Origin of the sequence: Methyloversatilis sp. XJ19-49, from assembly GCF_024580145.1 — a bacterium.
In the GTDB taxonomy this organism is placed as follows: Bacteria; Pseudomonadota; Gammaproteobacteria; order Burkholderiales; family Rhodocyclaceae; genus Methyloversatilis.
Window position 1 is genome coordinate 134444 of the sequence record NZ_JANINI010000012.1, and the last position, 21076, is coordinate 155519.

At 66.9% G+C, this 21076-nt stretch carries 10 protein-coding genes; 8 read left to right on the forward strand and 2 right to left on the reverse strand.

Annotation, left to right across the window (positions count from 1 at the left end; genetic code table 11):
- The 3 genes from NMQ16_RS14990 (at window position 1) to NMQ16_RS15000 (ending at window position 6515) form a co-directional block, all read left to right on the forward strand.
- The gene (locus NMQ16_RS14990; protein WP_257081656.1) at window positions 1-3141 is read left to right on the forward strand and encodes an efflux RND transporter permease subunit; all 3141 of its coding nucleotides are present in this window, start codon (window positions 1-3) and stop codon (window positions 3139-3141) included.
- Window positions 3128-4585 carry an efflux transporter outer membrane subunit gene (locus tag NMQ16_RS14995; RefSeq protein WP_257081657.1) on the forward strand — a complete coding sequence of 486 codons (1458 nt, stop codon included), beginning with the start codon at window positions 3128-3130 and terminating at the stop codon, window positions 4583-4585. The genes NMQ16_RS14990 and NMQ16_RS14995 overlap by 14 nt, the downstream gene beginning before the upstream one ends.
- A gap of 400 nt (window positions 4586-4985) precedes the next feature.
- Window positions 4986-6515, forward strand: a complete 1530-nt coding sequence (locus NMQ16_RS15000) for a sodium/solute symporter (RefSeq protein WP_257081658.1) — start codon at window positions 4986-4988, stop codon at window positions 6513-6515.
- Here the strand turns inward: NMQ16_RS15000 and ggpS are convergent, their stop codons facing one another.
- Both ggpS and NMQ16_RS15010 read right to left on the reverse strand, forming a co-directional pair.
- Complete coding sequence (gene ggpS / locus NMQ16_RS15005) at window positions 6516-8762, reverse strand: glucosylglycerol-phosphate synthase (protein WP_257081659.1); 2247 nt, start codon at window positions 8760-8762, stop codon at window positions 6516-6518.
- Between the two features lie 35 nt (window positions 8763-8797).
- Window positions 8798-10060: an MFS transporter gene (locus NMQ16_RS15010; RefSeq protein ID WP_257081660.1), complete on the reverse strand. Its 1263-nt coding sequence runs from the start codon at window positions 10058-10060 to the stop codon at window positions 8798-8800.
- Window positions 10061-10459: 399 nt separating this feature from the next.
- Between NMQ16_RS15010 and NMQ16_RS15015 the strand changes: the two genes are divergently transcribed.
- From NMQ16_RS15015 to NMQ16_RS15035, 5 genes are all read left to right on the forward strand, one after another.
- The gene (locus NMQ16_RS15015) at window positions 10460-11740 is read left to right on the forward strand and encodes an MdtA/MuxA family multidrug efflux RND transporter periplasmic adaptor subunit (protein WP_257081662.1); all 1281 of its coding nucleotides are present in this window, start codon (window positions 10460-10462) and stop codon (window positions 11738-11740) included.
- A gap of 12 nt (window positions 11741-11752) precedes the next feature.
- Window positions 11753-14824, forward strand: coding sequence for a multidrug efflux RND transporter permease subunit (locus tag NMQ16_RS15020; RefSeq protein WP_257081663.1), 3072 nt, complete (start codon window positions 11753-11755; stop codon window positions 14822-14824).
- The gene (locus tag NMQ16_RS15025) at window positions 14821-17919 is read left to right on the forward strand and encodes a multidrug efflux RND transporter permease subunit (protein WP_257081664.1); all 3099 of its coding nucleotides are present in this window, start codon (window positions 14821-14823) and stop codon (window positions 17917-17919) included. The genes NMQ16_RS15020 and NMQ16_RS15025 overlap by 4 nt, the downstream gene beginning before the upstream one ends.
- Complete coding sequence (locus tag NMQ16_RS15030) at window positions 17916-19343, forward strand: efflux transporter outer membrane subunit (RefSeq protein WP_257081665.1); 1428 nt, start codon at window positions 17916-17918, stop codon at window positions 19341-19343. The genes NMQ16_RS15025 and NMQ16_RS15030 overlap by 4 nt, the downstream gene beginning before the upstream one ends.
- An 87-nt stretch (window positions 19344-19430) precedes the next feature.
- Window positions 19431-21071, forward strand: a complete 1641-nt coding sequence (locus NMQ16_RS15035; protein ID WP_257081666.1) for a FecR domain-containing protein — start codon at window positions 19431-19433, stop codon at window positions 21069-21071.
- The last annotated feature ends 5 nt before the right edge of the window (window positions 21072-21076 follow it).

Consider the following 21076-nt stretch of genomic DNA (forward strand, 5'->3'; position numbering starts at 1 on the left):
ATGTTTTCGCGCTTCTTCATCGACCGGCCGATCTTCGCCTTCGTCATTTCCATCCTGCTGGTGCTGGCCGGTCTGGCCGCAATGCGCGCCCTGCCGATCGCGCAGTACCCGGAAATCGCGCCGCCGGTGGTCACCGTGCGCGCCATCTATCCGGGTGCGTCAGCCGAAACCATCGCGCAGACAGTTGCCGCGCCGCTGGAAAACGTCATCACCGGCGTGGAAGGCATGATGTACATGCAGTCCACCTCGACCTCGAACGGTGTGGTGGAAATCCAGGTCACCTTCGAAATCGGTGCCGACCCGGACAAGGCGGCGGTTAACGTGAACAACCGGGTCAAGCAGGCCGACGCCCGGCTGCCGGAGGAGGTGCGCCGGCAGGGTGTGACGGTGGAGAAGGGCTCGTCCGCCTTCTTGCTGGTGCTGGCGTTCTATTCGCCCGAGGGCCAGTACGACGACCTGTACACGTCCAACTACGTGACGCTGAACGTGCTGGACAACATCAAGAAGATCCCCGGTACGACCAATGTGCAGATCTTCGGCGCCAAGGACTACGCGATGCGCATCTGGGTGCGCCCGGACCGCATGACGCAGCTTGGCGTCACGGTGACCGAAATCGCCGCCGCGCTGCGCGACCAGAACGCCCAGTTCGCGGCTGGCAAGATCGGCCAGTCGCCGATCGGCGGCGGCCAGGACATGGTTTACACGATCACCACCAAGGGCCGGCTGTCCACGGTCGAGGAGTTCGAGAACATCATCCTGCGTTCGAACGCCGACGGCTCGAAGCTGCGACTGCGCGACGTTGCACGGATCGAACTCGGTTCGAAGGACAACGATTTCAACGGCACCTACAACGGCCATGCGGCCGTGCTGATGGGCGTGTTCCTGCAGCCGGGTGCCAACGCGCTGGACGTCGCCAAGGTGACCAAGGCGGCCATCACCGAAATGGCCGAGCGCTTCCCGCAGGGCATGACCTACGCCATTCCGTACGACACGACGCGCTTCGTCGAAGTGTCGATCACCGAAGTGGTGAAGACGCTGGGCGAGGCGATGATCCTGGTGTTCGTCGTCGTGTTCGTATTCCTGCAGAACTGGCGCGCCACGCTGATTCCGCTGCTGGCGGTGCCGGTGTCGCTGCTCGGCACCTTCGCCGGTCTGCATCTGCTCGGCTATTCGATCAACACGCTGACGCTGTTCGGCATGGTGCTGGCCATCGGCATCGTGGTGGACGACGCCATCGTGGTGCTGGAGAACGTCGAGCGCATCATGCACGAGCAGCAGATGGTGGCGCGCGACGCGGCCATCCAGGCCATGCAGGAAGTGACCGGGCCGGTGGTGGCCATCGTGCTGGTGCTCACCGCGGTATTCGTGCCGATCGCCTTCCTCGGCGGCCTGACCGGCGAGCTGTACCGGCAGTTCGCGGTGACCATTTCGATTGCAGTCGTGCTGTCCGGCATCGTCGCGCTGACCATGACGCCAGCGCTGTGCGTGGCGCTGCTGAAGAACGAACACAAGAACCAGGCGCGCATCTTCCTGTGGTTCAACGACTGGTTCACCCGCGTGACGCACCGCTACACCGGCGCCGTCACCTGGATGATCAAGCGGTCGGCGGTCGGCGTGCTGCTGTTTGCCGGCATGGTCGCCATCACCGTCGGCCTGTGGGCCAAGACGCCCGGCTCGCTGGTGCCGGACGAGGACCAGGGCTATTTCATCGTGGCCGTGTTCCTGCCCGATGGCGCCACGCTGGAGCGCACCGACAAGGTGGTGGCCGAGGTGATGAAGGCCATCCAGTCGAATGACGCGAACGAACACGTGATGGCCTTCTCCGGCATGGACTTCATCGGCGGCGGCTTCAAGAACAGCGCGGCGACCATCTTCGTCAGCCAGAAGCACTGGAACGAACGCAAGATGAGCACGCAGCAGCTGGTGGGCGAGGTGTTCGCGAAAACAGGCGGCATCAAGGAGGCGCTGGTACTGGCCTTCAATCCGCCGGCCATCTTCGGCCTGGGCAATACCGGGGGCTTCGAGTTCTACCTGCAGAACCGCGGCGACGGTGGCACCAAGCGCCTGGTCGAAAACATGAATGCGCTGATCGGCTCGTCATACCAGACGCCGGTGCTGGCAGGCGGGCTGCAGACGCTTTGGCGGCCGAACGCGCCGCAGCTCTTCGTGGATGTCGACCGCGAGCGCGCCAAGGCGCTGGGCATTCCGCTGACCGAAGCCTTCAATACGCTGGCCGGCACGCTGGGTACCTTCTATGTGAACGACTTCAACAAGTTCGGCCGCGTATGGCAGGTGCTGATGTCGGCCGAAAGCCAGTATCGCCGTTCGCCGGAAGACATCGGCCGGCTGTACGTGAAGAACGCCGCCGGCGACATGGTGCCGGTATCGGCCTTCGCCAAGGTCGAATACAGCTCGGGCCCGGACACGGTGAACCGCTACAACAACCTGCCTGCGGTGCGGCTGATGGGTCAGGCGGCACCCGGCTATTCGTCCGGTCAGGCGATCGCCGAGGTCGAACGGCTGGCACGTTCGCTGCCGGGCGACACCAGCTTCGAATGGACCGGCGCCGCCTTCCAGGAAAAGCGCGTGTCCAGTGCGGCATCGATTGCGCTCATCATGGCCGCGGTCATGGTGTTCCTCATCCTCGCTGCGCTGTACGAGAAGTGGTCGCTCCCGTTTTCGGTGCTGCTCGCCATGCCGTTCGGCATCTTCGGTGCGCTGACCGCGGTGTGGCTGCGCGGCATGACCAATGACGTGTATTTCCAGATCGGTCTGGTGACGCTGCTCGGCCTGTCGGCCAAGAACGCCATCCTGATCGTCGAATACGCGGTGCTCAAGCACCAGGAAGGCTATGCGGTGGCCGCGGCGGCAATCGAGGCAGCGCGCCTGCGCCTGCGCCCCATCATCATGACCTCGCTCGCCTTCATCCTCGGCGTGCTGCCGCTGGCCATTTCGACCGGCGCCGGCGCGGGTGCGCGGGTGTCTGTCGGCACCGGCGTCATCGGCGGCATGATCGCGGCCACCTTCCTCGCGATCTTCTTCGTGCCGCTGTTCTACAAGATCATCGTCGACCGCCGGCTGGTCACGCCGCCCGAAGAGGTCGAACCCCCGAAGCCGGAGAATCCCTATGCGCCTCATTGATCCCGCGCGTCGCGGCGCGCTGGGCGCGCTGCTTGCGGCAAGCCTGCTGTCCGCCTGCTCGCTGATGCCGAAACCGGCGCCCGAACTGGACCTGCCGTCGGTCAGCGCGACGACGCCGGTCGAGCTCGATCGCTGGTGGGCAAGCTTCCGCGACCCGGTGCTCGACGGTCTGATCGCCGAAGCGCTGGCGCGCAATGACGACATGGTGATCGCGGCCCAGCGCGTGCAGGCCTCGCAGGCCACGCTCGATCTGGTGCGCATCAACCGCCTGCCCGATGCGAACCTCTCTTTGTCCGGCTCGCGCCAGCAGTTCAGCAACGAAAGGCCGATCCCGAACCGGCCGCGCCAGTACAACACGGCTATCGGTGGTTTCAACGCCTCGTATGAAATCGATCTGTTCGGACGCCTGTCCGGCCAGCGCGACGTGGCGCGCCAGCAGCTCGCTTCCAGCCGCTATGCACTGGAAGCGCTGCGCGCGTCGATCAGTGCCCAGGTGGCGCGTGCCTACTTCAATCTGCGCGCACTGGATGCCGACGAGGTGCTGCTGACGCAGACGCTGACCACGCGCGAATCTGCGCTCGGGCTGCGCGACAAGCAGTTCGCCGGTGGCGCGATCAGCCGCTATGACCTGGAACTCGCGCGCTCCGAGCGGGCCGGTGTGGCCGCGTCGCTGGCCGGCACGCGCAGTGCGCGCGAACAGGCGGAAACCGCACTGTCGGTGCTGCTCGGCCGCTCGCCGCGCGAACTGGTCGAAAAGATGCCGGATCGCGGACTTGCGCTGTCCACACTCGCCGTGCAGCCGGAGATTCCGTCCGGTCTGACATCCGATCTGCTGGCGCGACGCGCCGACGTGCGCGCCGCCGAAGCCAATCTCGCCGCCGCCAGCCTGAGCGTCGAAGTGGCACGCACGCAGTGGATGCCGACCATTTCGCTGACCGCCGCACTGGGCGGCGAAAGTGCCACGCTGGGCAATCTGCTGTCGGCGTCCGCCCGCACCTGGAGCGTCGGCGCCGCGATCGCACAGCCGCTGGTCGGCCTGCTCAGCACGCGCGCGCTGGTTGCGCAGTCGGAAGCCGAACGTGCGCAGATCGCGCAGACCTATCAGCAGGCAGCCCGTCAGGCCTATGCCGATGCACTCGGCGCGCTGTCCGCCGCACGGGGCGCGCGCGAGGCGATGGAAGAGACGGTGAAGCTGGCCGACGCCACGCGCGGTGCGCGTGATCTGGCCGAACTGTCATTCAACGCCGGCAACGCCAGCCGCATCGTGCTGCTCGATGCCGAACGCGAGCGGCTGTCGGCCGAGCGTCAGCTGATCGCCAGCCGTCTCGACCGGGTCACTGCGCTGGTCAATACCTATCAGGCCCTCGGTGGCGGCTGGAGCGGCCGCATCGAAACCGGCGACCCGGCCGAAACACTGGAGAACACGCCGACCGCAGCCCGCTGAAAGCGGCGGCCTCTGTGAGCGGTGGCCTCGCCGCGATACGCACGCTGCAATGTGACCATCGCGGCACGATCGCGGCGAGCAGTGCTCGCCGAAACCCCAGCTCCGTTCCCGCCGCGATCGTGCTCCGACTGTCGTTGTGCAGCGAGCGTATCGCAGCGTGACCGCAACTTGACATCAGCTCTGGCGGGTGAAAAGGTTTCGGCTGACCTGCCAGGGTCTGTCCGCACCCGATCCGTGCATGACGCGTGCAGCGCGGTCGGTCCAGTGGCACCCTGACGCACGAATCAAATGCGAACAGACCCGGATGCCGTAGCGCGGCACGCCGGTCGCCCTGCATCTTGCGCCTGCAGCCACCACGTCCACGATGGCCGTTGCATGCGTTCATCACGAAAGCCCCTGCATGTTGCAGACGCCCGACCTGGTCGTGATCGCGATCTACCTGCTTGTGACCATCGTGCTGTGCGTATGGGCCTCGCGCGCAGCGCCGGACGCGGATGAACTTTTCCTTGCAGGCCGCAGCCTCGGACCGCTGGCGATCGGACTTTCGCTGTTCGCGTCCAACATTTCGTCCACCACGCTGATCGGTCTGCCCGGGGCGGCCTACGCACACGGGATTTCGGTTGCGAACTACGAGTGGGTGGCGGCGCTCGTTCTGGTGTTCTCCGCGGTATTCGTGCTGCCGACCTTCATCCGTGGCCGGCTCACCACTGTGCCGGAACTGCTCGAACGGCGTTTCGATGCGCGGCTGAGACGCTATCTGTCCGGTACCTCGCTCTTCCTCAGTCTGGCACTGGATACCGCCGGCAGCCTCTACGCCGGCGGCCTCATCCTGAGCCAGATGGTGCCCGGCGTGACACTGGGTGCGGCCTGCGCCGGACTGGCCTTGTTCGCCGGCCTGTACACCGCGGCCGGTGGATTGCGTGCGGTCGTCTATACCGACATGCTGCAGACGGTGGTGTTGCTGACCGGTGCCGTGGTCATGAGCACGATCGTGTTCGGCCAGTTCGATCACGACTGGGGGCGACTGGTTGCAGCGGTCGAACCGGAGCGGCTTTCGCTGCTCCGGCCGATGGATGATCCGGTGCTGCCATGGCTGGGTACGCTGATCGGTTTGCCCGTGCTGAGCTTTTACTACTGGACAATGAACCAGTATGTCGCGCAGCGCCTGCTTGGCGCACGCGACCTGCGCGCAGCCGGACAGGGCGCGCTCATTGCCGCTGCGCTCAAGCTGTTGCCGCTGTTCCTGATGGTGATGCCGGGTGTGATGGCGGCGGTGCTGCTGCCTGGCCTGGATCAGCCCGACACGGTGTTCGTCGAACTCATCCTGCACTATGCGCCGGTCGGTCTGGCCGGGCTGATGGTGGCCGGCCTGATCGCCGCCATGATGTCCAGCGTCGATTCGGCGCTCAATTCGGCCTCGACATTGCTCATCTGCGATTTCGTGTTGCCGCGCCGGCCTGGCCTGAGTGCGCGCCATCAGGCCAGGCTGGGCCGCGCGAGCACGCTGGGCTTCATGCTGCTGGCTGCGCTGTGGGCGCCGCAGATCGCGCACTTCCCCGGGCTGTTTGCCTATCTTCAACAGGCCTTTTCGTACGTGGTGCCACCCCTGGTGGCGGTGTTTGCACTGGCGATGACGAACAACCGCGTCGGCGCATCGGCCGCGCTGCGCGGCTTGCTTACCGGACATGCGATCAGCGCAGCGATGTTGGCGGCATCGGTGGCGGGGTGGGCGGTGCCGCACTTCACCATTGTCGCAGGGCTGCTGTTCGCGACGACGCTGCTGGCTGCCCTGGTGTGGCAGGCGTCAGCCGGGATCGGCGCGGCACCGGCCCGCGCCTTGCCGGACGCCGGCCCGGCGCCGCGCTCGCTGCAAGCGGGTGCTGCGCTGATCGCATTCGCGGTACTGATCGTGGTGTGGCTGTTTCGCTGATCAGGACGGCTCGATTGCATCCGGTACGCCGTTGACCGAAGCGGCGACGGCCGCCAGGAATTCCTGCCCCCAGCGATGCACATCGTTGTACTGCACGATGGCCAGCAGTTCGCGCAGGCGTGACTCGGCTTCGGCGCGGTGCATGTTCAGTGCGTAGTAGCACTTCTCGCGCAGATCGTTGATGTCGTGCGGATTGGTCAGCACGGCGCCGTGCAGTTCGGCGGCGGCGCCGGCGAATTCGGACAGCACCAGCACGCCGCCGCCCTGCATCAGGCCCTGCACCGCGACGAATTCCTTGGCGACCAGATTGAGGCCATCACGCAGCGGCGTGATCCACATGACATCGGCCACCGCGTAGTAGGCAATCAGTTCCTCGAACGGAATGGCGCGGAAGAAGAACTGCACCGGCGTCCAGCCCACTCTCGAATAGCGGCCATTGATGCGACCGACCGCCTGCTCGATCTGCGTCTGCAGCGAGCGGTAGATGGTCATTTCGCTCGCGGCCGGCACGCACACGGTGATCAGCGTGATCTTCTGGCGCATTTCGGGGTAGCGCTCGAGCAACTGTTCGAAGGCGATGAGCTTTTCCAGCGTGCCCTTCGTGTAATCCAGCCGCTCGACCGACAGGATGGCGCGGCGGCCGTCCAGTTCGTGGCGCAGGCTGTCCATGCGCCGGGCGGTCGCCGGATCGGCCAGCAGGCGTCCGACACGCTGCACATCCAGCCCGACCGGATGGGCACCGATGCCGATCCGGCGGCCATGCACCTCGATTGCGGTGGTCATCTCGTCCAGCCCGACAGCACAGCCGTAGGTCAGGAAGCGCGGCGCGCAGTTGCGCGATTCGAGTACCTTCAGCGGCGCCACACCACGCGCCACGTCGACGAAATTCTCCGCCTGGCGCGGTATGTGGAAGCCGATGTAGTCGCATTGCAGCAGGCTGCCGACGATGTCACGCCGCCACGGCATCACGTTGAACACGTCGGCGGACGGAAAGTAGGTATGGTGGAAGAAGGCAATCTTCAGGTCGGGCCGCATTTCGCGGAGTGTCGCCGGCACCATCCACAGGTTGTAGTCGTGCAGCCATACCGTGGCACCCGGCGCAGCCTCGGCTGCGCTGCGTTCGGCGAACAGCCGGTTCACCTTCAGGAAAACCTGCCAGTGGTCTTCGCGGAACTGCGCGCGCTCCCAGAAGGTGTGCAGCGTCGGCCAGAAGGCCTCTTTCGAGAAGCGCTTGTAGAAGATGTCGACGTCGTGCTTGTCCAGTGCGACCCGGGCGCAGGTCAGATTGGGATAGCGCTGGCGATCGACGGTGGTGTGCACCTCGAAATCGGTCGATTCCGCATTGAGTGTGGACCAGGCCACCCATGAGCCCTGCCGGCCTTCGGCAAAGAAGCTCAACAGCGTCGGAATGATGCCGTTGGGCGAACTCGGGCGGCGCTGCTTCACGATGCCGTCCTCGATGGATTCTTCGTAAGGCAGCCGGTGATAGACGATGACCAGCTCGGCATCGCCGCCGCCGGTGACCGGGCCGACCGGATCGAAGCGCATCATGCGGAAGCTGCGCAGTGCGTCGATGATGCCGCCGCAGCCGATGCGCGACGCATGCACGATGCGCGAGCGGTCCATCGTCGCCGCCAGCAGAGCGGGTTCCGATTCACCGACGCAGACACCGCGGAAACCCTGTTCGAACATCGACAGGTCGTTCAGCGTGTCGCCGGCCACCAGTACATGTTCGGGGTCGATGCCCAGATGGCGCACCAGCTTGCGCAGCGTGCTGCCCTTGTTCACGCCGGGCGGCAGGATGTCGAGATAGCGGTCGGCCGAGTACAGCACGTCGCAGCCCAGTGCCGCCGCCGCGGCGTGGATGTCTTCGGTCACCGCATCGCCATCACAGAAATAGGAGCAGCGTCGCTGCTGGGGGACTTCCTGCCGCTGCAGCCGCTCGAAGCCGGCGAGTGCTTCGGTCACGGCGAGTTCACCCGGCCATACGACATCGATCGCCGACTGCAGCGGCTGCACCGCCTGCCGAGTGGCGCCATCGACGACGGTCGCGCCGACGTCGGCGATGATGTAGTGCGGCACCGGTATCGTCGGGTCGGACAGGATGGGCAGCACGGCCTCGAGGCCGCGTCCGGTCACGAACACGAGTGTCACTTCGGGGTCGGCTGCGATGCGCTGGTACAGGCGCAGGCGCGCTTCCGGGGCGCCGGCAAGGAAGGTGCCGTCAAGATCGGTGGCGAGAAGCATGATGAAGTCCTTTCAGGGCAGGTTGCGGGTTCGGGTCAGCGGGTCTCCGGGCTGGGTCGAGTGGAAGGAAGGTCGTTCGGGTGCGCGCCGTCGACCATGTCGAAGGCGGTCGATGCGGTGCGCACCATGGGCTGGAAGCGGGTCTGATGGGCGATGTCCGGCGTGAGCCGGCGCAACAGTGACGAGGCGCCGATCGCAAGGGCGCCCTGGGTCGCGGCGAACCACAGCGGCAGGGCTGCGTCGCCGGCCAGCGCCATGGCGAACCCGGCCAGCAGCGGGCCGGCGGCGGCACCCGCGCCATGTATCAGCAGCAGGCTGCTGCTGCCCGAAAGCACCTCGTGTGGCTCGAGTCGGTCGATCATGCGGGCGACTGCCATCGGATAGAGCGCGAACGCGAATCCGCCGTAGATGAAGCCAGCCATGCTGGTCGCCAGCGTGCCGTGGCTGGCGGCTGCCATCAGTACGATGGCGCACACCGTGGCGCCGAACGCTACGAAGGCGATCGCGCGGCCTCGATCAATGCGGTCGGACAGCAGACCGATCGGCCACTGGAACAGCGCACCCCCCAGGATGGTGGCGGTCATGAAGGCCGCGATGCCCTGATGTCCCAGGCCGTGGCCGTCGGCCCACACCGCGCCCAGACCCCAGAAGGCGCCCATGGCCAGGCCCGACGCGAAGGCCGCGGCGAGCGCGATCGGCGCCTTGGCGTAAAGACTTTTCAGGTCGACCGAGGCACTGTGGTCGAGCACCGGCTGGATCAGCCGGGTCGCGGCCACCGGCATCACGGCTGCCGACACCAGCAGCGCCGCCACGCCGAACAGCACGTGACCGCTGGCCGGTCCCAGATGCAGCAGTTGCTGCGACAACGCGAGAGCGCCCAGATTCACGCCCATGTAGACCGAAAACACACGGGCGCGCTGTGCCGGCGCCGCCTGGCTGTTCAGCCAGCTTTCGACGATGGTGTACAGCCCGACCATGGAAATACCGGTGAGCAGGCGGACCAGTGCCCACACCCAGGGCACGACCAGCAGTTCGTGCAGCAGCACGCCGCAGGCCACCGCTGACGTGAAGAAGGCAAACGCACGAACGTGCCCGACCCGGCGGATCATTCGCGGTGCGACATGCGTGCCGACCAGGAAGCCGGCAAAGAACATCGACCCGAGCAGTCCCATGAAGGGGCTGCCGAAGCCTTCGAGGCCGCCGCGCACGGCGAGCAGGGTGGTCAGCAGACCGCTGCCCAGCAAGAGCAGGGCAACGCCTGACAGAAGTGCCGCAAGCGGCAGCAGATGGACAAGCAAGGCTTCGCTCTCCCGAAAGACGGAGTGGAAGCGACCTGACGCAGGGTGTGAGACCGGACAGCGGGATGGGGTGTCCCGCGGAAAAACGCAGGGCCGCGCGGTGGAACTGCTGGCTGAGCCTGTAGAAGACTTCAGTAGTTTAACAGACGCAATTTCGGCGCCTGCGGAACCCCATGTGCCGGGCGCCGCTCAACACCGCGTTCCGGCATCGACATACGACCCGGTCGAGCGACGCGGTGACGAGCGCTTATCGCCGTTCACAGTCCATTCACAAGTCCGCCCGGCGCGCCGCGACGTGATTAACATGCGCAGCCGACAATGGCATCGCGTCGAGCCGGGGTCATCCGCTTTCCCGTGGCTCGTGCCCTGCGCCACCGATTTCACTTCGACCGATATTCCATGACGACGACGCCCCCCGTTATTCGCAAGCCACGCTGGCCCTGGATACTGATGTTGCTGGTACTGGCCGGTCTGACGGCCGGCTGGTTTCTTGCGCGGGAGCGCACCGGTGCGCCTGCCGAAGGCGGCGGACCGCCGGGCGCCCGGCCGGCCGGTGCGGCATCCGGCGCACCCGGCGCCGCGGGTCGTCGCTTCGGTGGCGAATCAAGGGTCGGTACCGCACTGGCCACGCTGGCGGATCTGCCGGTGACGGTGAGTGCGCTCGGTACGGTGACGCCGATCGAAAGCGTCGTGGTACGCAGCCGCGTCGAAGGTGAGTTGCGCTCGCTCCATTTCACCGAAGGCCAGCGGGTGAAGAAGGGTGATCTGCTGGCACGGATCGATCCGCGTGCCTTCGAGGTCGAACTGGCGCAGACGCAGGCGGCGAAGCTGCGCAACCAGGCGCTGCTGACCAATGCGCGCGAGGACCTGAACCGCTACGAAACGCTGCTGAAGCAGGATTCGATCGCGACCCAGCAGGTGACCAACCAGCAGGCGCTTGTGCGCGAGTACGAGGCCGCGATCAAGGCAGACGACGCAAGCATTTCGGCGGCGCAGCTTTCGCTGAGCTATTCGCGCATCACGGCGCCGATCAGCGGGCGCGTCGGTTTGCGTCAGGCGACGCCGGGCAACATCGTGCGCGCGTCGGATACCGAAGGCCTGCTGACCATCACGCAGGAAGCGCCGATTTCGGTCGTATTTTCGCTGCCGGCGCCGGAACTGCCGGCGGTGCGCGCAGCCATCGCGCAGCGCGGCGGTCTGGCAGTGGAAGCGTGGGACCGCGAGAACCGCAGTGTGCTCACCACGGGCACGCTGCGCATCCTGGACAACCAGATCGATGTCGCCACCGGCACCGTCAAGGCCAAGGCGATGTTCGAAAACCGCAACGACGTGCTGTTTCCGAACCAGTTCGTCAATGTGCGGGTGCGCGTCGAAACGGTGTCCGGTGCCGTCGTGGTGCCGGTCACCGCGATACAGCGCAGCGCCAGCGGCACTTTCGTGTACGTCGTCGGTGACGACCGGACGGTGGCGATGCGGCCGGTGAAGACCGGCACGCTGGCGGGCGAACTGCAGCAGGTGAACGAAGGCGTGCAGCCCGGCGAGCGCGTCGTGACCGATGGCGTCGACCGCCTGCGCGAAGGCGACAAGGTGAAGATCGGCGATGCGCCAGCCACCGGTGCCCGTGCCGGCAAGCCGGACGCGGCGCAGCCGGGGCGTCGTGACGCCGCGCCGGCGCGCTGACCGGTCACGTCCATGAACCCGTCCAGACTGTTCATCCTGCGTCCGGTGGCGACCTCGCTGCTGATGATCGCGCTGCTGGTGACCGGCTTCATCGCCTACCGGCTGCTGCCGGTATCGGCGCTGCCGCAGGTCGACTACCCGACGATGCAGGTGGTCACCTACTACCCGGGTGCCAGCCCCGAACTCACCACTTCGCTGATCACCTCGCCGCTGGAGCGCCAGTTCGGTCAGATGCCCGGGCTGGTGCAGATGAATTCCGTCAGTTCGGCCGGCGCCTCGGTGGTCACGCTGCGCTTCGGTCTGAACATATCGCTCGATACCGCGCAGCAGGAGGTGCAGGCGGCGATCAATGCCGCCGCGACGCTGCTGCCGCAGGAACTGCCGGCACCGCCGGTCTACAGCAAGGTCAATCCGGCAGATGCACCGGTGATGACGCTGGCCATCAGTTCCAATGCGTTGCCGCTCCACCTGCTGGAAGAGGCCGTCAGCACGCGTCTGGCGCAGAAGATTTCGCAGCAGTCGGGCGTCGGGCTGGTGAGCATTTCCGGCGGCCAGCGGCGCGCCGTGCGCGTGCGGGTCAATCCGTCGGCGGTGGCGTCCTACGGGCTGAGCCTCGAACAGCTGCGCGCCGCCGTCGTCAGCACCAGTTCCAGCCAGGCCAAGGGCAGTTTCGACGGACCGACCCGCGCCACCACGCTGGATGCCAACGACCAGCTGCGGTCGGCGGCCGAATACCGGAAGAGTGTGATTGCGTGGAAGAACGGCGCGCCGATCCGGCTCGAGGACGTCGCCGAGGTGGTCGATGGACCGGAAAACCGGCTGCTGGCCGCCTGGGCCAACCAGACGCCGTCGCTCATCCTGAACATCCAGCGCCAGCCGGGCGCCAACGTGATCGACGTGGTCTCGCGCATCCAGGCGCTGCTGCCCGAACTGCAGGCCTCGTTGCCCGATGCGGTCGATGTGGCCGTGCTGACCGACCGCACCGAATCGATCCGCACCTCGGTGCGCGACGTGCAGATCGAACTGGTGATGGCCGTCGCACTCGTCGTGCTGGTCATCTTCCTGTTCCTGCGCAATGTGCGCGCCACGGTCATCCCTGCGGTGGCGGTGCCGCTGTCGCTGATCGGCACCTTCGCCGTCATGTACATGGCCGGCTTTTCGGTGAACAACCTGACGCTGATGGCGCTGACCATCGCTGCCGGCTTTGTCGTCGATGACGCCATCGTGATGACCGAAAACATCGCGCGCCACCTGGAACAGGGCAAGACGCCGATGCAGGCCGCGCTCGACGGCGCGAAGCAGATCGGCTTCACCATCATTTCGCTGACCGTGTCGCTGGTGGCGGTGCTGATTCCGCTGTTGTTCATGCAGGACGTGGTCGGCCGGCTGTTCCGCGAATTCGCGCTCACGCTGACCATCGCCATCCTGCTGTCGGCCGTCGTGTCGCTGACGCTGACGCCGATGATGGCGGCCCGCCTGCTGAAGGCCGAACCGGAGAATGCAGCCGAAGAGGGCTGGTATGCCCGCCTGCTGGCCGGCTATTCGCGCACGCTGCGCTGGGTGCTCGATCACCAGCCGCTGACGCTGGCCGTCACCCTGGCCACCTTCGTGCTGACCGCGTTGCTCTACCTCGCCGTGCCCAAGGGCTTCTTTCCGGTGCAGGACACCGGGCTGATCCAGGGCATTTCGGAAGCCGAACCGACCGTGTCCTTCTCGGCGATGAGCGCGCGCCAGCAGGCGCTGGCCGAAGTGCTGCTGCGCGACCCGGATGTGGAGAACATCAGTTCCTTCATCGGCGTCGATGGCCAGAATCCGACGCTGAACACCGGCCGCATGCAGATACGTCTGAAAGACCTGGCTGACCGCGACGCACGCGCGCCCGAGATCGCCCGTCGGCTGGAGGGTCTGGCGCGCGAGGTGCCGGGCATCACGCTGCATCTGCAGCCGGTGCAGGATCTGACGATCGAGGACCGGGTCAGTCGCGCGCAGTATCCTTTCGTCCTGCAGGCCACCAACCAGGACGACCTGCTCGAATGGGTGCCGAAGCTGGTTGCAGCGTTGCAGCAGTCGGACAAGCTGTCCGCCGTCACGACCGATCTGACGACCGGCGGCCTGCAGGCCTATGTGAACATCGACCGCGCAGCCGCCGCCCGGGTCGGCGTGACGGTGGCCGACATCGATGCCGCGCTGTACAACGCCTTCGGCCAGCGCCTCATTTCGACCATCTTCACGCAGTCCAGCCAGTACCGCGTGGTGCTCGAAGCGCAGCCGCAGTTCCAGCAGGGCCCGGAAGCGATTTCGCAGATCCATGTGATGTCGGCCACCGGCGAGCAGATTCCGCTGGGCAGTCTGGTGCGAATCGAAGAGCGGCCGGCCCGCCTGTCGATCGGCCGGCAGGGCCAGTTTCCGGCCGCCACGGTGTCGTTCAACCTGCCCGACCGCGTGTCGCTCGGCGAAGCGGTCGACGCCATCGACGCCACGCGCCGCGCGCTCGCCATGCCGGCCACGCTCACCGTGACTTACGAAGGGTCGGCCGAAGCGTTCCGCGCTTCGCTCAGCGACACGCTGTGGCTCATCCTCGCCGCGGTCGCGACCATGTATATCGTGCTGGGCGTGCTGTACGAAAGCTTCATCCATCCGCTGACCATCCTGAGCACGCTGCCATCGGCCGCGATCGGCGCGCTGCTGGCGCTGCTCGGCACCGGTCACGCGCTCGACATGATTGCCGTGATCGGCATCATCCTGCTGATCGGCATCGTCAAGAAGAACGCGATCATGATGATCGACTTTGCGCTCGACGCCGAACGCACGCAGGGCATGGCACCGCGCGACGCGATCTATCAGGCCTGCCTGCTGCGCCTGCGTCCCATCCTGATGACCACGATGGCCGCTCTGCTCGGTGCGCTGCCGCTGATGCTGGGCGGCGGCATGGGATCAGAACTGCGCCACCCGCTGGGTCTGACGATGGTCGGCGGCCTGCTGGTGAGCCAGGTGCTGACGCTGTACACCACGCCGGTCATCTATCTCGCGTTCGGCCGGCTGTTCGCGGCGCGCAGCCCCGCAGCGCAGGAGCATCGGGCGTGAGCGGCTGGGCCTGGTCGGTCTACCGCCCGGTCGCGACCACGCTGTTGACGGCGGCCATCGCGCTGTCCGGCGCACTGGCTTTCGTGCTGCTGCCGGTGGCCGCACTGCCGCAGGTCGACTTCCCGACCATATCGGTCAGTGCGTCGCTGCCCGGTGCCAGCCCGGAAGTGATGGCGGCGACCGTGGCCACGCCGCTGGAACGCACGATGGGGCGCATCGCCGGCGTCACCGAAATGACGTCGAGCAGTTCGCAGGGCAATACCCGGGTGACGCTGCAGTTCGAACTGGAGCGCGATGTCGAGGGCGCGGCGCGCGACGTGCAGGCGGCGATCAATGCTGCGCGCGCCAGCCTGCCGACGAGCCTGCCGTCCAATCCGAGCTACCGCAAGGTGAATCCGGCCGACGCGCCGATCATGATTCTCGCGATCACGTCCGACACGGTGCCGATTCCACGCCTGTATGACATCGCGCAGACCGTGCTGGCGCAGAAGATGGCGCAGATTCCGGGCATCGGCGAAGTGACCGTGGGCGGCGGGTCGCCGCCGGGGGTGCGCGTGCAGGTCAATCCGGATGTGCTGCATCAGCATGGTCTGACGCTGGAGGACGTGCGTGCGCGCATCAGCGAAAGCAATGTCTATCGCCCCAAGGGGTTCGTCGAATCCGGCGATCGTTACTGGCAGATCGATGCCAATGATCAGGTGCGGCGCGCGGCCGACTATGTGCCGCTGATCCTGCGCCACACCTCGGGCGCCACGCTGCGCCTGGGCGATGTCGCGACGGTGACCGAATCGGTGCAGGACGTGCGCAACCTCGGCCTGACGAATGGCAAGCCCACGGTGCTGCTGGTGGTATTCAAGCGGCCGGGCAGCAATGTGATCGAAACCGTCGACCGGGTGCACGCGCTGCTGCCGGAACTGGCGGCCAGCCTGCCCGCCTCAGCCACGCTTGAAGTGGTGTCGGACAGCGCGGTCACGATACGCAGCGCGCTGCACGAGGTGGAGATCGCGCTGGCCATTGCAGTCGGCATGGTCATCCTGGTGGTGTTCCTGTTCCTGCGCAACGCACGCGCCACGCTGATACCCGCCATCGTCGTGCCGGTGTCGCTGGCCGGCAGCCTGGCGGTCATGTACCTGCTCGGCTTCAGTCTGAACAACCTGTCGTTGATGGCGCTGACGATTGCCACCGGCTTCGTGGTCGACGATGCGGTGGTGGTGATCGAGAACATCGCGCGCCACATCGAGCGCGGCATGAAACCCTTCGAAGCGGCGGTGAAGGGTGTACGCGAGGTCGGCTTCACGGTGGTGGCGATCAGCCTGTCGCTGGTGGCGGTGTTCATCCCCATCCTGTTGATGGGTGGCATCGTCGGCCGGCTGTTTCGCGAATTCGCGCTCACGCTGTCGGTGGCCGTGCTGGTGTCCATGGTGGTGTCGCTGACCGCGGCGCCGATGCTGGCAGCGCGCCTGCTGCGCCACCAGCCGGTCGAACAGGAAGCACGCTGGCAGCGCGCGCTGGCGCGCGTGTTCGACGACATCCAGCTCGCCTACTCGCACAGTCTCGACTGGGCGCTGCGCCATACACGCATCGTCATGCTGATCTTTGCCGGCGCGATTGCACTCAACCTCTGGCTCTTCGTCATCGTGCCCAAGGGCTTCTTCCCGAATCAGGACACCGGCCGGCTGTTCGGCAGCCTGCGCGGTGACCAGACGACGTCCTTCCAGGTCATGACGAAGAAGATGGCGCAGGCGGTCGAGGTGGTGCGCGCCGATCCGGCGGTCGCCAATGTCAGCGCCTTCACCGGCGGCGGACGCGGCGGTGGTGCGAACAACGCCAGTTTCTTCGTCAACCTGAAGCCGTTGTCCGAGCGCGAGGCGACGGCGGATCAGGTGATCGGCCGGCTGCGCGGCAAGCTGGGGCGAATCGAGGGCGTGTCGCTGTTTCTCGTGGCGGCGCAGGACCTGCGCATCGGCGGCCTGCGTTCATCGTCGCAATACCAGTTCACGCTGACCGCCGACAGCCTGCGCGTGCTGCGCGAATGGGAGCCGAAAGTACGCTTCGCGATGCGTGACCTGCCGCAGCTGGTCGATGTGTCGACCGACCAGGAAGACCGCGCCTCGCAAACCCTGCTGGTCTATGACCGCGACACGCTGGCGCGGCTGGGCATCACGCCGGGCGGCGTGAACCAGGTGCTCAACGACGCCTTCGCGCAGCGCCAGATCAGCACGTTGTACGAACCCCTCAATCAATACAAGGTGGTGCTGGAAGTCGATCCGGCGTGGGCGCAGGACGTTTCGGCGCTCGATGCGGTGCGCGTCGCCGGCGCCGACGGCCAGCTGGTACCGCTGGACAGTTTTTCCCGGGTCACCCAAGGCACCATGCCGCTGTCGATTTCGCATCTGGGCGGCAAGGTGTCGACGACCATTTCGTTCGGTACCGCCGAGGGCGTGACGCTGGCGCAGGGCATGGAAGCCATCCGCAGCGCGATGCGGGAGATCGGCGTGCCGGCCAGCGTCAACGCCGGTTTCCAGGGCTCGGCGCGCGCCTTCCAGCAGTCGCTGTCGAACCAGCCACTGCTGGTGCTGGGTGCCATGATCGCGGTCTATCTGGTGCTCGGCATCCTGTACGAAAGCCTGATTCATCCGCTGACCATCCTGAGCACGCTGCCGTCGGCCGGCATCGGCGCCATCCTCGCGCTGATGGCATTCAACATCGAATTCGGGCTGATCGCCATCATCGGCCTGCTGCTGCTGATCGGCGTCGTCATGAAGAACGCCATCATGATGATCGACTTCGCGCTCGACGCGGAACGCAACCGCGGCTGCTCGCCGCACGAGGCGATACGCGAGGCCTGCCTGATGCGATTGCGGCCCATCCTGATGACCACGCTGGCGGCCATGGTCGGCGCGCTGCCGCTGGCCATCGGCTTCGGCGAAGGCTCGGAACTGCGCCAGCCGCTGGGCATTGCGGTGGTCGGCGGCCTGGTGGTCAGCCAGTTGCTGACGCTCTACACGACGCCGGTCACCTATCTCTATCTCGAACGTTTCAGCCGCTACAGCCGCCGGTGGTTCGCCGGCCGCGGCCGCACGGTGACGCCATGAACATGCTGCTCCTCCGTCCTCCTCCCTTCCTGTGCGCACTCCTGCTGGCATTGATTGCCGCAGGCTGCACCTCGATCGGTCCCGATCACCAGCGACCGGCGTTCGACATGCCCGCCGATTTCCGCGCCGCCGAAGGCTGGAAGCCGGCCGAGCCGGCCGACCATCTGCCGCGGGGCGAATGGTGGCGCGCCTACGGCGATCCTGTGCTCGATGACCTGATCGTGCGGCTCGATGCGGCCAACCCGGACCTGCAGTCCGCGCTCGGCAGCTTCCGTCAGGCGCGCGCGGCCGCGCAGCTGGCGCGTGCCGGCTACACGCCTGAAATCGGGCTGTCTGCGGCGGCCCGGCGCAGCCGCGGTGCGGCGATCGAAGGCCGTTCGGCGAACCAGTCCAACACCACACAGCTCGGCCTGGATGCCAGCTGGGAGGCGGATCTGTGGGGGCGCATCGGACGCGAGGTCGAAGCGGCCGGTGCCGAACTCGACGGCAGCGCCGGTGATCTGGCGTCGGTGCGGCTGAGCCTGCACGCCGAACTGGTGCAGAACTACTTCCAGCTGCGCGCGACTGACCATCAGCGCGACCTGTACCGGCGCACCGTCGCGTCCTTCGAGCGCGCGCTCGAACTGGCGCGCAACCGCGTCGCCGCCGGCGTATCGACACGCGGTGACGAGGTGCAGGCGCTGGCGCAGCTGCGCGCTGCCCAGGCGCAGTCGGTCGATCTCGATCTGACGCGTACGCAGTTGCAGAACGCCATTGCGGTGCTGATCGGTGCGCCGCCATCCGCATTCGCGCTGGAATCGGCCGACTGGCCGGCCGCACCCCCGGCCACGCCGGTCGGTCTGCCGTCGACGCTGCTCGAGCGGCGCCCCGACGTTGCGGCGGCCGAACGTCGCGTGGCCGCCGCCAACGCGCGTATCGGCGTGGCGCAGGCGGCCTGGTTCCCGTCGCTGACGCTGAATGCCTCGACCGGCTATGCCGGCAACCAGTTCGCGCAGTGGTTCTCGGCGTCCAACCTCGTGTGGTCTTTCGGCCTGAGCGTGGCGCAGGCGGTGTACGACGGCGGCCGGCGCGATGCGCAGATCGAATCGGCGCGTGCGGCGCACGACATCACGGTCGCCCAGTACCGGCAGACCGTGCTCGGTGCGCTTCAGGAGGTGGAAGACAACCTGAGCGCGCTGCGCCTGCTGGAAGACGAAGCGGCATTGCGTGCCCAGGCCCTTGAAGCGTCGCGCGAGGCGGAGACGCTGGCGCTGAACCGCTATAGGGCAGGCATCGCCAACTACACCGAAGTGATCACCGCGCAGACCACGGCGCTCGACGATGAGCGCAGCCTGGCCCAGCTGCGCGGACGGCAGTTTTCGGCCAGCGCGCTGCTGAACAAGGCGGTCGGCGGCGGCTGGCAGGGGTTGGCCGCGGCACCCTGAGCTAGGCCGGACGACGGATGGCGAGTGTGTTTCGATGCGACTAGGATTCAGGCCTATGTTCTTCGCAGCTGCGCGCCCGAGGTTCCGATGCCCGTACCAACGCTGCCTGCCGGTTTCCTGTCCATTCCGCTAGCTCTGTCGCTGATGCCAACGCTGGCCATTCCGGTGTCGTCGGCACAGGCGGCCGATTTCGCCTATATCGTCCGCGAGGGTGACAACCCGTGGAACCTCACCCAGCGCTATCTGAAGGATCTGTCCTACTGGCCGCGCATCCAGCGCTACAACCGGATCACCGAGCCGCGCCGCATGCAGCCAGGTACCCGGCTGCTGATACCCGAAGACTGGCTGAAGCTGCGCACGCGCGAGGTGAGGCTCGACGCGGTGCAGGGCGACGTGGTCGTGATCGCTGCGGACGGGCGGCGCAGCGCAGCGGTGGCCGGCCAGTTGCTGGCCGTCGGCACGCGCGTGCTGACCGGCGAAGCAGGCAGTGCGGCGCTCGGGTTCAGCGACGGCAGCCGCGTACAACTGCGTCCGGGCAGTGAACTGAGCGTACGCCAGTCCGCCGATTTCGCAGCCGGCGCGGGTACCTGGGTGCGGCTTGACCTGCTGCGCGGCTCGCTGGAAAGTCTGGTGGTACCGCGCAGCGGCACGGCGAGCCGTTTCGAGATCGATACGCCGGCCGCGATCGCCGCCGTGCGCGGCACGCGCTTCCGTGTGCATGCCGGTGATGCCGATACGCGCAATGAGGTCATTGAAGGCCGTGTCGCCTTCGGCAATACCGCGGGCGAACAGCAGGTAGCTGCCGGGCAGGGTGCATCGGCCGTGCGCGGCGCGCCCATTGCGCCACCGCGTGCGTTGCTGCCCGCGCCGGCGTCGCAGACCCTTTTCGCCGACCGATTGCCGCTCACTCTGCCCTTTCCGGCGCTCGCCGATGCCACGGCCTACCGCGTGCAGGTCGCACCGGATGCCCGCTTCGACACCGTGCTGTCCGACCGTACCTCCTCTGAGGCCACCGTTGCAGTCGCCACGCTGCCCGATGGCGAGTATCGGATTCGTGTGCGCGGTATCGATGCGACCGGCCTCGAAGGGCGCGATGCGGAATGGCCGCTGACGCTTGATGCACGCCCGGAACCACCGGTGCTGGTCAGCCCGGCGCCGAATGCCCGCATCAGCGACGACCGGCCGGCGATGAGCTGGAGCCGGTCACGCGCCGACGAGCGCTGGCGCCTTCAGCTGTCGGCGACCAGAGCTTTCGACAGCCTGATCGTCGACCGCCGCGATCTCATCGAGCCGGCGTATGCGTCCGAAGCCGTTTTGCCGCCGGGCAGCTATTTCTGGCGCGTGGCGAGCAGCAATCCCGACGAAGGGGCCGGGCCGTTCAGCGACCCGCAACCGTTCCGGCGCCCCGAACCCGGTCCGGCGATGGAAGCACCGGAGGCGTCGCCCGACGGGCTCGCACTGCGCTGGCGCAGCGCGGGAGACGGCGTGCGCTACCAGCTGCAGATAGCGACGGGCGATGACTTCGCGCAGCCGCTGGTCGATACCCGGCTCGACAGCGCCGGGTATCTGCTGCGCGATGCCGTGCCCGGACGCTACCTGCTGCGCGTGCGCAGCTTCGCCGCCGACGGTGTCGAAGGTGACTGGGCCCCCGTACAAGTCATCACCGTGCCCGAGCCGCCGCCGTCCTTTCAACCCTGGTGGCTGCTGCCGCTGCTTTTGTTGCTCTGACAGGA

Excerpts from the sequence above, each read along its gene's own strand:
- NMQ16_RS14990 (WP_257081656.1), top strand. The coding sequence starts at position 1 with ATGTTTTCGCGCTTCTTCATCGACCGGCCGATCTTCGCCTTCGTCATT.
- NMQ16_RS14995 (WP_257081657.1), top strand. The coding sequence starts at position 3,128 with ATGCGCCTCATTGATCCCGCGCGTCGCGGCGCGCTGGGCGCGCTGCTT.
- NMQ16_RS15000 (WP_257081658.1), top strand. The coding sequence starts at position 4,986 with ATGTTGCAGACGCCCGACCTGGTCGTGATCGCGATCTACCTGCTTGTG.
- ggpS (WP_257081659.1), bottom strand. The coding sequence starts at position 8,762 with ATGCTTCTCGCCACCGATCTTGACGGCACCTTCCTTGCCGGCGCCCCG.
- NMQ16_RS15015 (WP_257081662.1), top strand. The coding sequence starts at position 10,460 with ATGACGACGACGCCCCCCGTTATTCGCAAGCCACGCTGGCCCTGGATA.
- NMQ16_RS15020 (WP_257081663.1), top strand. The coding sequence starts at position 11,753 with ATGAACCCGTCCAGACTGTTCATCCTGCGTCCGGTGGCGACCTCGCTG.
- NMQ16_RS15030 (WP_257081665.1), top strand. The coding sequence starts at position 17,916 with ATGAACATGCTGCTCCTCCGTCCTCCTCCCTTCCTGTGCGCACTCCTG.
- NMQ16_RS15035 (WP_257081666.1), top strand. The coding sequence starts at position 19,431 with ATGCCCGTACCAACGCTGCCTGCCGGTTTCCTGTCCATTCCGCTAGCT.